The sequence below is a fragment of the Candidatus Flexicrinis affinis genome, from assembly GCA_016716525.1.
GTDB lineage: Bacteria > Chloroflexota > Anaerolineae > Aggregatilineales > Phototrophicaceae > Flexicrinis > Flexicrinis affinis.
Genome location: JADJWE010000002.1, coordinates 208194 through 220463, shown reverse-complemented (window position 1 = coordinate 220463; position 12270 = coordinate 208194). Strand labels below are relative to the sequence as shown.

The 12270-nt window shown below is 63.6% G+C and carries 9 protein-coding genes and 1 riboswitch; of the genes, 3 read left to right on the top strand and 6 right to left on the bottom strand.

Features of this window, described 5'->3' with window-relative positions:
- Window positions 1-31 precede the first annotated feature (31 nt).
- Window positions 32-1252, top strand: coding sequence for a hypothetical protein (locus IPM16_10120; protein ID MBK9123458.1), 1221 nt, complete (start codon window positions 32-34; stop codon window positions 1250-1252).
- Between the two features lie 6 nt (window positions 1253-1258).
- Here IPM16_10120 and IPM16_10115 read toward each other — a convergent pair whose 3' ends face one another.
- Both IPM16_10115 and IPM16_10110 read right to left on the bottom strand, forming a co-directional pair.
- A complete protein-coding gene (locus IPM16_10115) occupies window positions 1259-1804 on the bottom strand; it encodes a hypothetical protein (GenBank protein MBK9123457.1) in 546 nt (181 codons plus the stop codon).
- 84 nt (window positions 1805-1888) lie between these two features.
- The gene (locus IPM16_10110; GenBank protein MBK9123456.1) at window positions 1889-2434 is read right to left on the bottom strand and encodes a hypothetical protein; all 546 of its coding nucleotides are present in this window, start codon (window positions 2432-2434) and stop codon (window positions 1889-1891) included.
- 170 nt (window positions 2435-2604) lie between these two features.
- Window positions 2605-2710: riboswitch (SAM riboswitch) on the top strand.
- A 120-nt stretch (window positions 2711-2830) separates the two neighbouring features.
- On the opposite strand from IPM16_10110, the gene IPM16_10105 reads away from it, so the two are divergent.
- Together IPM16_10105 and IPM16_10100 are read left to right on the top strand one after the other, a co-directional pair.
- A complete protein-coding gene (locus tag IPM16_10105; protein ID MBK9123455.1) occupies window positions 2831-4033 on the top strand; it encodes a methionine adenosyltransferase in 1203 nt (400 codons plus the stop codon).
- Window positions 4034-4048: 15 nt separating this feature from the next.
- Entirely contained in the window at window positions 4049-5059 is a 1011-nt protein-coding gene (locus IPM16_10100; GenBank protein MBK9123454.1) for an NAD(P)-binding protein, read from the top strand.
- Between the two features lie 103 nt (window positions 5060-5162).
- Here IPM16_10100 and IPM16_10095 read toward each other — a convergent pair whose 3' ends face one another.
- From IPM16_10095 to IPM16_10080, 4 genes are all read right to left on the bottom strand, one after another.
- Window positions 5163-5756 carry a GNAT family N-acetyltransferase gene (locus tag IPM16_10095; protein ID MBK9123453.1) on the bottom strand — a complete coding sequence of 198 codons (594 nt, stop codon included), beginning with the start codon at window positions 5754-5756 and terminating at the stop codon, window positions 5163-5165.
- An 84-nt stretch (window positions 5757-5840) separates the two neighbouring features.
- A complete protein-coding gene (locus tag IPM16_10090; protein ID MBK9123452.1) occupies window positions 5841-8429 on the bottom strand; it encodes a PPC domain-containing protein in 2589 nt (862 codons plus the stop codon).
- A 93-nt stretch (window positions 8430-8522) separates the two neighbouring features.
- A complete protein-coding gene (locus IPM16_10085) occupies window positions 8523-10385 on the bottom strand; it encodes a GAF domain-containing protein (protein MBK9123451.1) in 1863 nt (620 codons plus the stop codon).
- On the bottom strand, window positions 10382-12163 hold the full coding sequence (locus IPM16_10080; GenBank protein MBK9123450.1) for a GAF domain-containing protein: 1782 nt from the start codon (window positions 12161-12163) through the stop codon (window positions 10382-10384). The genes IPM16_10085 and IPM16_10080 overlap by 4 nt, the downstream gene beginning before the upstream one ends.
- Window positions 12164-12270: the final 107 nt, after the last annotated feature.

The window sequence follows — 12270 nt, the reverse complement described above, 5'->3', positions numbered from 1 at the left end:
GCCCTCCGCGCCCGCCCGGGTGCGGAGGGCGGTGTTTGTTCGCATCGCGGCGCTGATGGCTGTCGCGCTGATCGTCACGATCGGCGCGTTCGTGCTCCTAACTGTGCGCCCCGATGACGACCCGTTCATGGGCGCGGCCGTGGTCGATCCGCCGTTCGAGTCGCTGACATACGCGATCCACGCCTTTCTGTGGTGGGATGGCGGGCTGGCCAGCACGCAGATGGACTGGATCCGGATGATGCGATTCACGCACATCAAGCACACCGTGGCATGGGACGACCTGCAAGGCGAACCGGGCAGGCCGTACGATTTCAGCCGGCTTGACGAGATCATGGACGGGCTGGAGGCGCGCCGTGTGCAGATGGTCGCGCGGTTGGGATTGACGCCGGAATGGGCGCGGCCCGACGGCTTCTCGCTCAACGCGCACGATGGCCCTGCCGCCGACCTCGCCGACGTGGCGGATTACTGCGGCGCGGTGGCCGATCGCTATGCCAGTCGCATCGGTGCCTATCAAGTGTGGAACGAGCCGAACCTCTCGCGCGAGTGGGGCGGGTTCGCGCCCAATGCCCGCGACTACGTTGCCCTGTTGGCGGCGTGCAGCGGCGCGATCCGTGCGGCTGACCCGGGCGCGATCATCATTTCCGCCGGCCTATCGCCGACCGGCAACGACGACGCGACCGCCCGCCGCGACGACCTGTACTTACAGGATATGTACGATGCCGGCTTCCAGCAGTATGTCGACGTGGTCGGCGCGCATGCCGCCGGCTACGATGCGCCGCATGTCGGCCCGGACGACGCTGTGGCGAAAGGCCGGCATCGCTGGATGAGCTTCCGGCGCATCGAAGACCTGCGCAAAATCATGATCGCCAACGGGGATGCGGCGCGCCAGATGGCCCTGCTCGAGGTCGGCTGGACGACCAACCCGAACAACCCGGACTACAGTTGGTACGCCGTGACTGAGGAGCAGCAGGCGCAGTACCTGCGGGAGGCGTACGCCTACGCCGCCGAACATTGGCGGCCGTGGGTCGGCCTAATGAGCGCGATCTTCCTTGCCGACGTGCACTGGACCGAGGAGGACGAGCAGTACTGGTTCTCAGTCACCGTGCCGCGCCTCGACATGGGTTACATCGCGCTGCGTCCCGCGTTCGACGCCCTGCTGCGTATGGAGAAAGTGTGCGGGGACTTCATCCTGCCGGCTTACCCGCCCGACCAGATGCAGACCCCGCTTGACCCGTACAATCCGTGCGAGTAGGCGGCATCACCGCCCCAAGCTGCGCAGGATCGCCACGATCACCAGCACCTGCGTGAGCGCCAGCCATGCGCCGATGAGCAGCGCACCGAGGCCGAGCATGTTGGTCTGCGCCGCGACCGTCTCGCGCGTCGTGTCGATGATGTCGCGCACGTCGTCGATCACGTCGCTGACGTCGTCACCCACGTCGGTCAGGAAGTTGACGTTGACCGCCGCCGGAATCGTGATGCCGTCGAAGTCGGGGATGTTGACGCCCGGCGTATTGTTGACGAAGTCAATGACGTCGTTCACGTTGTCTTCGATGAAGTCAGCCACGTCGTCAAGCCGGTTCCTCAAGCTGTTGATCGTGTTGACGACGGGTTGAAAGTCGTCCTTAAGATCGGACAAGGTCGCGGATAGGTTGGTCGCGGCCTCGTCCAGCGACTCCGATGCCGCCTCGTAGACCGGCGACACGGTATCGACCATGTCGCGCGCGGTTGTGAACAGGATGAATCCGGCACCGATCGGCACGGCGATGTAGGCGACGACTAAAACGATGAGCAGTAAGCGGATCATGGGTCACCTCGGGACAGCGTGATCGGATATGACCACTATATTTGAAGTTGCCGACTCGCGCTGAGTACCCGCTGGAGTGCGACGTTATCCCCACAGGTTGCGGATCACCGCCCAGATGATCAGCACCTGCGTTAGCGCAAGCCAGATGATGACCAGCAACAGCGCCAATCCGAGCTGGGAGACTTGGGCGGCTAACGACTGCGTGGTGGTCTGCACCATCGTGCCGATGTTGTCGCCGATTTCGGTCACGTTCTCGCTGATCGTGCTCAAGAAGTTGAGGTTGATGATGTTCGGCAGATTGATCCCCCCGAACGACGGAATGTTGATGCCGGGAAATCCGTTGACGAAGTCGATGACTGCGTTGACCCGATTGGAGATGAAGTTGGCGACGGTGTTGAGGGCCGAGCGGATGCTGTTGACCGCATTGACCAACGGCTGGAAGTTGTCGCGCAGGTCGTCCAGTTCATCTCGGAGCGCTTCGGCTGCGTCGTCGATGGCGTCGGCGGCCGTCTCATAGACTGGCGACACCGTGTCCACGAACGTACGGACGGAACCGTAGACCAGTACCCCCGCGGCGATTGGCACGGCAATATAGGCGACGACCAGAATACGCGAGACGAGACGGAACATGCGACACCTCCCCGGTGTGGTGCGAGCACTCTCCACTGTACCGCGAAAGGCCAAATCGCGTGACCGCGTCGTGACCGGGCGGTCACGCGCCGAACCGTTGATTGCGCGCCAACCCCGTGATACACTGATTCTTAACGCGGCACAGCCGCTGTATTCGTGCAGTTTATCTGCACTCATCACGAGCGAGGGAGGGATCAGGCCCGACGAACTCGCGGCAACCCCCGGAGCCCCGGCACGGTGCCAAGTCCTGCAGAGGTCGCCTCTGGGAGATGAGTGGAAGCCCCACGCCCTACCCAAGACGCCCTTCACCGTAAGCGGCGTTTTCGTTTTGTTGCAACGAGGAACCGAGTTATGGCATCGCTGGAACGCGCGGCGCAATCAAGCACATTGACGTTCATGACGTCGCCGAGCTTCATGTATACGTCGGAGTCGGTGTCGGAAGGTCACCCGGACAAGCTGTGCGATCAGGTGTCCGATGCGGTGCTGGACGCGATCCTGACGCAGGATCCCAACGCCCGTGTGGCGTGTGAATGCGCGACGACCACCGGCCTCGTCGTCGTCATGGGCGAGATCACGACGACGGCCTACGTCGACATCGAGAAGATCGTGCGGCAAACCGTGCGCGAGATCGGCTACCTCGGGTCGGACGCCGGCGGTTTCGATGCCGAGACGTGCGGCGTGATGGTCGCCATTCACGAGCAGTCCCCAGACATCGCGCAGGGTGTTAATCAGGCGCTGGAAGCGCGCGAAAACCGCATGACCGATGCCGAAATCGAGGCGATCGGCGCGGGCGATCAGGGCATGATGTTCGGCTTTGCGTGTGACGAGACCCCGGAACTCATGCCGCTGACAGCCAGCCTGTCGCACAAGCTGGTGCGCCGCTTGGCCGAGGCCCGCAAGTCCGGCGAGATTTCGTGGCTGCGCCCGGACGCCAAGAGCCAGGTGACGGTCGAATACGCACACGGCAAGCCCAAGCGCGTCGACACCATCGTAATCAGCACGCAGCACGCGAAGAACGTTGACCAGCGCACGATCAAGGAAGTCGTCACGCGCGACATCATTCGCCACGTCGTGCCTGAGCACTTGATCGATCAGGATACGCGCATCTTCATCAACCCGACCGGCCGTTTCGTGGTCGGCGGGCCGCAGGGCGATGCGGGCCTGACCGGTCGCAAGATCATCGTCGACACCTACGGTGGTGTGGCCCGTCACGGCGGCGGTGCGTTCAGCGGCAAGGACTCGACCAAGGTTGACCGCAGCGCGGCGTACATGGCCCGCTACATTGCGAAGAACGTCGTCGCGGCCGGGCTGGCATCGCGCTTCGAGCTGCAGGTGAGCTACGCGATCGGTGTGTCACACCCGACGTCGCTGGCGGTCGAGACGTTCGGCACCGGCGTGGTGCCGGATGACGTCATCATCGACCTGATCCGCAAGCACTTCGACATGCGCCCGGCAGCGATCATCCGCGACCTGTCACTGCGCCAGCCGATCTACCGGCAGGTGGCGGCCTACGGGCACTTCGGCCGGGAAGACCTCGATGTGCCGTGGGAGAAGACCGACCGCGCCGCTGCGCTGCGGGCTGCTGCGGGCCTCGAGTAGCCGAACGACACCCCTATGCCCATTAAGCTGCCTCATGCCGTCATCATCGGCGCGGGGGTGTCGGGACTTGCCGCCGCCCACGCGCTCAGGGAGCGGAACTACATCCGGATAACCACCATCGAGCTGAATTCGAAGTGGGGCGGATCGCTGCGGGGCGCACGCTTGATTGGCGGGATCGTTGTGGATTTCGGTCGGGTGGGAACACTAGACGACCCTAATGACGAGTTGTGGGATGAGATCGGCCTCGAGGATGAGCTGATCCCGATCGACATGCATGAACCCGGCGACTGGGTGATGTTCCGGCACAGTCAGGCCTCGGTCGTGAGGGCGCTAAAGCCGCAGCTCGAGGAGCTTCTGCTGCTGAGATCTGCTGTGACCTCGATCGGCGAGTTTGACGCGAACGCCCGCGCACATGGATTTCCGCGCTTCTGCTTGTGCTTGGAAAACGGAACGGTGCTGGAAGCCGACGCGGTTATCATCGCTGTGCCGGCGCCGCGCGCAGAACGAATTCTACGCAGTCTCAGCCCCGCAGCGGCGGCGCAGCTTGTCAACTACCGCTTCGATTCGATCCTGCGTGTAAACATCGTCCATTACACGCAGGACATAGACCGCGATCTACGCGGCATGCGAGTCGGAGGAAAACCGATCACGTACGTCGTCCGCGTCGATCATCCGATCCGCGTTCCGGATGGCATGACCTGGCATCAGTTCGGGCTGCGCTATGACCCGACAGCAGGCGATCCCGAATGGGAAAATCGCGGAATCTCCGAGCAAATAGCCACTTTATTCGACCTGCGCGTCGCGCCAAAAATCCGCCCCCATCTCTTCGCGTGGCCGTTTGATGAACCACTGGAATGGCGGGATGCGGGATTCGCCGCGCGCATGGAGGCGCTGCACCGTGCCCTGCCTGACGGCGTCGCCGTCGCCGGCAGCGACTACGTCGTCACCGATAAGCGACCGACGATTGCCGATCGCATTCGGTCGGGCTTCGCTGCCGCCGACCGCGTCTATCCGGCACTGATTTAGGCCAATGGTCGAACGTCGCAGGATCTGCTATCGAGCCGTGTAGCGTTCATTGAGCGATGTACTTTGGCAGTTTCTCCTCACTCATCACTCTCGACTTGTTGCTTTAGCCCTGCAGCCCACTCAACTCCGGGTGGGTCAGTACACCGATGACCTGAAACCAAAACGGCTCAGGGTCGGGGTTCTCGTACACCGTCATCCCCAATTTGTGCATCACGCGCTGGCTGGGCAAGTTATCGCGGTCGGTCGTTGCGATCACGCGGCGAACGCGCATAACGCCGAACAGAAACTCGTACATGAAGGCTCGCGCGGCCTCAACGGCGATTCCGTGACCGCGCCATGCGCTGCGAGTCGCCCAGAACAAGCCGTACTCTGCGCTGACGAGTGTGTGGTAGGGTTCACCGGGAAGCCGAAACGCCGGCAGTACCGCCCACGGCACGCCTGCCGGCACCAGCCCGACTGACCCGACGACCTCGCCCGTGTCACGCAGCGCGACGACATAGTCTCCGTATGGCGCTTGCGACATCGCCCCGTGCTCGCGGTAGCTCGCGATCGTCCAGTCGAGCCAGCCACGGTGTTGTTCGAGCGTATAGTCGCTCTCGAACGCCTCGCGCATGAGCGCCTCGCGGTCTTCCGCGTCGCCCTCGGCGTATTCGCGGATGGTCAGGCGCGGCGTATGGATCGTCGAAAACCACGACATCTTCCCCCCCAAAAAAGTGCGCAGTCGCAACAGGACGCCGTGTCCAACCGCATCACGGCGTCCCGATCGCTAAATTATCTGACCTTATTCGGTCTCAGTGGGCGCCTCTTCCTCTTCGACTACACGCTCCAGCGAGATCTGCAGTTCGCCATAGGCGCCGGCCTCGCGCAGCACCTTGACGTCGACGCGACCGTCGGTCGGCGTGATGAACTCGAACGTCAGGCGTAGATTGCGGCCGATCACCTGACTGGCGAGGGTATTGGCACCCTGAGATACGACGATTTCCGGCTCGCCGCCGACCTGCGACACGCTCGTGACCACGAGGCGAACCGTCTCTCCGGCGCGGCCCGTAAAGCGCAGCGACTGCGGGCCGAATTTGTCGTTCAGGCTGACGCTGATGCCGCCTTCGCCGATCGCCGTCCCGACGTAGCTGATGAAGTTGAGCGTGGCGGTGCCGGTGGCGCCGGGAGCGACCGGACGGACGATCAATCGATACCCACCGTAGGCGGGAAGCTCGACACCGAGCAGTTCGGGATCGGCGGCTGGACCGCTGTCGTCGTCGCTGGCGACCGCAAAGCCGTCGTCGGCCTGGATCTCCATCGCGGTGTCGATCGCACCGTCGCTGAGCACGTTGAAGCTGGCGACATCACCTGCACTGCCGCGGAAGCTGAATTCGAACACTTCGCCTTCGCCGCCCTCAAACGTCAGTGCGATGGCATCGCCGGGGTTGATGGTCGTGACCTCTCCAGCCCGGGCCGGAATAACCGTGGTCGAAGGTGCGGTCGGCGTGGCGCCGTCGGGCGGTGCGGTCGGCTCCGGCGTGGCCGGTTCAGGCGTTGCAGTCGGCGCTTGCACGACTGGCGCTTCGACGACGGAGAGCGCCAGCTCGAACGCGCCGAGGATCAGCCGGTTGCTGTCGATGCCGCGGAAGGCGTCGACCTCGATGGTGTACGTGCCATCGGCCGGCAGCGTGAAGTCGCTGATGCGCGCCTGCACACCGCCGCCGCTGTCGTCGTCCTCGGCAACCACCGTGCCGTCCGGCCCGATCAACCGCACGAGCGGGTCGATCTCGTCCGAGCGCAGGTCGATCGTGACCGTGTCCCCGGCACGGCCAGTGAACTCATAGACTGCCGTCTGGGCGGATTCGGTAAACTCGCCGGTCACGGTCTGGCCGGCAGCGATCGCGCCGCCGGCTTGCGGGGCAGGTGTCGACTCGGGCGCCTGCGTCGGGGCGGTCGCCACCGCGCCGGCTGCCGTGAGGCTGAGCGAAAACTCGCCGAGCAGGACGCGGTCGCCGGAAGCGCCGCGGAACCCGTCGACCTCGATCACGTACTCGCCATCGCGCGGGAGGGTGAACTCGCTAATCAGCGAATTAAGGTCGGGGCCGCTGTCGTCGTCTTCGGCCAGCACTGTGCCATCAGGCGCGATCAGCCGCACCTTCGGATCGAAGGCACTCGAGTTGAGCGTGATCGTCACGCGGTCGCCGGCCGTGCCGTTGAAACGGAATGTGCCGGTCTGGGCCTGTTCGGTCAGTTCGCCGACGGCTGTCTCGCCATAGTCGATCTCGCCGACCGCGCCGGCAATCGCCGGGACAGGCGTCGGGGTGGAGGGCTGCGGGGTCGCTTGCACGATAACCGGGCCCTGCCCTTCGATCTCAAGCGAAACGGTATAAACGCCTTGCAGACGGCGCTCGCCGGTGAACCCGCGGAAGCCGTCGACCACGATGACGTATTCGCCGTCGGACGGCAATACAAAGCGGCTGATGCGCGCGTTCAGGCCGCCACCGCTGTCATCATCCTGCGCGAGCTGTTCACCGTCGGACGTGAACAGGCGCAGGTAACTGTCGAACGCTTCCGAGCGCAGGTCGACCGTGATTACGTCGCCGGCGCGACCGCTAAACGTGTACTGCGCGCGTTGGGCCAACAGCCCCAGCTCGCCGGAAATCGTCTCGCCGGGTGCGATCGCGCCTTCCTGCGCCTCGCGCGCGGCCGTAAGCGACAGTGTGAAAGCTCCGCGGCCGGCGCTTCCGCTGCCCTCGGCGGCCTCTCTGCTGGTAGCCACGATTGTGTATCGCCCCGTGGACGGCAATGCGTAGGTCAGCAGTGCGGCGTCGCTCGTCGGCGGCAGGCCGTTATCGTTGTAGCGGAGTTGTGCACCGTCAGGACCGTACAGCCATACGAACGCGTCGAAGTCCGACGAGCGCAGTATGATACTGACGATGTCGCCTTCAGCGCCGTCAAACAGGTAGATCGACTCCGCCTGACCGACGGCCAGCGAACCCTCAACCACGTCACCGTAGGATAATGTCGTGCCCGATGGCGGCTCGAACGGGGCGGTAATCGTGATCGTGCCGGTACGCACCGGAACGTCGCCTTCGAACAATGTCAGGTCGTACACGCCGACCGTGTCGCTGGGCTCGGTCAGCAGGCTGATGGTGACTTGTCCGTTCGAATCTGAAATGAGGTCGGTCGTGAACACATTCGCGCCGGTGTCGCGCAGGACGACCTCGAGTCGATAGCCGGCGTTGGGTTCGAGACCGGTCGCCACGACGTCATGGTTGGTGCCCACCGGCCCGGCGGGCGGTGTGACGGTCAGAGGTAGGGGTTGTGCAAGGCTCACTGCCGCCACGGCCAATATCAAGGCGGCGATGAGGAGTAGGCGTACCCGATTCATGGGCGGTTCCTTCATAATTTGCGGTCCGCGGTGATCGCCGCATTATGCGCAATTTGGGTTAGCTGACTATGAGGATTCGCGCAAGCGATGGCGCTAATCGACGGCATTGTCTGCCGAATCGGTCTTGTGGATCAGGTCGGCCAGCTCGGAGTCGATCAGGAGCGCGACCAGTCCCGTATTGTGCTTGCGCCGTACAACCCGATAGGCCGTGGTCAAGTCTTGGTAGCCTTTGGTCTTTTCGAGGACGACCGGTTCGCATTGGAAGGTTTCGGCCACCAATTTGTACGTCGCTTCGCTGATCAGCACCGATGCGCGCGCATTCTCTTGCAGGATCTTCGACAAAACGGTCGGCTCGCCCAACGCAGTGAACTCGCGCCGGTCCATGCTGCCGACGTTGCCCAACACCGCCAGTCCACTGTCGATCCCGATGCCGAAGTCGAGCCGGTAGTTCTCCGGCATCGTTTCGTGTAGGGCAGCCAACTCGGCCAGCATGGTCAAGCCGGCACTGATGGCCCGGATGGCGTGGTCTTCCTGCGGGTTCAGCTGCGTATTGAACAGGCCCGTGACGGCATCGCCCATGTACTTATCGACCACGCCCTCGAACAAGCCGATAGCGTCGCTGGCAAGGCTCAAGTACTGGTTGATGACGCGCACGACCTCGCCGGGGTCGATGTTCTCGCTGAAGCGCGTGAAGCCGCGCACGTCGCAGAACATGGCTGTGATCTGACGCTCCTGCCCGCGCACATCCGAATTGGAGACGGACGCCAGATTCTTGACCAGCGCGGTTGGCAGGTAGCGCGTGACCTCGGCCAACTGCTGCTCGCGCGCCTTCTCGACGGTGAGATCGTCGATCACGAGCGCCAAGCCGGTGCCGTCCGCCAGTGGGGACATGACGATGTTCAGATGGCACTCGCCGCGCCCGGGGATGAACAGCGCCAAGTCGAACGGCATGGGCCGACTAGAAGCGCGGACGTACGTCATCGCGCTTTGCAGCGGGCCGGGCATTTCGTTGACGTAGTCGGTTAGCACGCCGCCCGTCATGGCATCCGGCGCGTTGAAGATAGTGGTCGCGGCGCGGTTGCACAGCGTGATCGTGCCGGAGCGGTCGAGCGTGAGCACGCCGGCGGTGATCGACTCGAAGATGCGGTCGAGTTCGTCGCGCAGGGCAGTGACCTCGGCGAGCTGGTCGCGCAGGGCTTGGAACAGGCGGGCGTTGTCGATCGCGACCGCGGCATGCTCGGCAAAGGTCGTCACAAGCTCGAGTTCGCGCTGGGCGAACAAGCCCGCCAGTACGCGGTTGTCGCAGTACACAATGCCGGTCAGCTCCCCGCGCACCAGAAGCGGTACGGCAAGCACGCTGCGCATGGCGTGACCTACGATGCTCTGCTGCGACTGAAAGCGCTCGTCTTCCAGCGCATTGGTCGTGATCACCGGCTGGCCGGACGTTGCGACCTCGTTGATGATCGTGCGGCTGACGGCGTAGTCACGGTTGGGAATGCCGGGCGTGCGGTCGGCCGACAGCGAGTCGATGTCGATGCCGCGGGCCACGGTGAATTGGTCGAAGGCCCCGGTCTCGCGGTCTTTCAGGACGATGTAACCGCGTTCGGCGCCGGTCAGTCCGACAACGGTGTCCATCACCTGATTGAGCACGTCGTCGGTGTCGAGGTTGCTGGTGATGAGCGACGTCGTCTCGGCCAGCGCGCGCAGCGTGCGCAGTTCGATCAGCGTCGATACGATTTTCTTGTTCAGGGCTTCGAGGCGGCTTTTGACGGTCAGCACCGTCTCCAGCGCGCCGACCGGTAGGTTCATGCCGCGCTGGCGCAGCAGGTCGCGCTGGCTCTTGAGCAGTGTGACGACGTCATCGGCCCGCTGCGCGAGCTTACGCGCGGCCTCCTGACTGTTATTCGGCAGTTCGGACGGGCCGCCTTCGCTGATGCGGAAAGTGTCTTCGCTCATAACGGCCGTGCCAAGTAGATCGCGGTCTGCTGCTGGCGACCACGGACCTGCAGCGGTTCCAGCGCGTGATACTCGACTTTGCCGATGCCCGGCAGAGGGTGCTGTTCGGCATGGGTGCGGACGTCTTCGCTGATGACGATCTGGCCGTCGAGCGCGCTCTCTTCGAGGCGCTTGGCAAGGTTGATCGCGTCGCCGATGGCGGTGAAGTCGCGGCGCGTGTTGCTGCCCACGTTCCCCAGCGTCGCCACGCCGGTGTTGATCCCGATGCGGTACTGGGCTTGGTCGATCCCGAGTGAGTCGTAGATCACAGCGAAGTTTTCGTGGATCTGCAGGGCCGCGTTAATCGCACAGGCCGCGTGATTGGCCAGCGGATTGAGCTGCGTGTTGAACAATGCCATGATTTCGGTGCCCATGTACTTGTCGATCATGCCGCCGGCTTCGTGAATGCAGTCGGTCGCGCGCGACAAGTAAATGTTGACCTCTTCCATGAGGAGCTGTGGACGCATGGCCGGCATGGTGGCCAGCGGACGCACGTCGACGTACATGCACGACACCTCACGGCGCTCGCCTTCAAACCCGAGCCCGGCGATCTGCTGGATGTTGTCGACCATCTCCGGCGGCAGGTAATACTTGAACATGCGCAGAGTCTCGGCCCGCTCGCGTTGAACGGTGAGGTCTTCGAGCACGATGACGTGGCCGGCCCCGTGCACGTCACGCCCGACAAGCGGGTTGACGCGGACGTTAATCACGACGCTGGGCTTGCTGCCAAACGTTGCCGTCGCTTCGAACGACGATTCGCGCGCGCCGGAATTGACCTGCGTAATCGCGCGTGCCAGCGGCTCAAGGACCGGTTCAAGCAGGTCGGCGACCGGCTGTCCGTTCAGGGCATTCGGGTCTGGCCGGTCGAGCAGGTCGGCGGCGGCACGATTGGCTTGGACGACGAAGCCCTCGCCGTCGATCGTGATGACCCCGCTGTCGATGCTATTGTAGACGTTGTCGGTCAGCTCCTTGACTTGCGTAATCTCGCTGATCGTCGCCTGCAGATTATTGAAGAGGCGCGCGTTGCTCATGGCAACAGCGACCTGATTGGCAAAAGCGACCAGCAGCGCCTTCTCGCGCTCGCCGAATACGCCGGAGCGAAGCCGATTGTCGACATACACCACGCCGAGCATGTCGTCGCGATAGCGCAGCGGTGCACACAAGACCGAGCGTAGGTCGAGCGCCGCGACGCTTTGCATACCGACCAACCGCTGATCGTCGTGGGCGTTGTGAGTGAGGAGCGCCTCGCCGGTCTCCATCGCGCGGTTAATGATCGAACGGCTGAATTGCTGTTCGGCATTCGACCCGTCCAGCACTTGACCGCGATTGGCGGCTGTCGTACCGTCGCGCAGGACGTGAAAGTCCAAGTTGCCTGCGTCGTCGACGAGGATGATGCAGCCCCGCTCGGCGCCGGTCATCGTGATGATGCCGTCCATGGCATCGGACAGAATCTCGTCGAGGTCGAACGACCCGCTAAACGAGGCCGAGTTGGCGACCAACGTGCGCAGCTGCGCGACCTCGCGCTGTTCATCGCGGAGGATGCGCAGAAACGTATCCAGCGAGTGGATCAAGCTATTGATCGCCGTGTGGGTCATCGACGGCAGGCCCAGCCCGCGCGAACGCAGCAGCTCGCTTTGGCGCAGCAAGGCCTGCTCCGTAGCGGTGAGCAGGGGCTTGAGCTCGTTGATTTCGATGGCGACCGCTTCGGTCGATTGCATCCCGGTAGGCGTGGAGGTCATGCGCGTAACCCGTACGACACGCGATCTGCCAAGTATAGGTGGTAACCGTGCGATGCGGCAACCGGTCAACGGCCAAGCGGCGAATTTGACAAGGTGTATGGGATGTG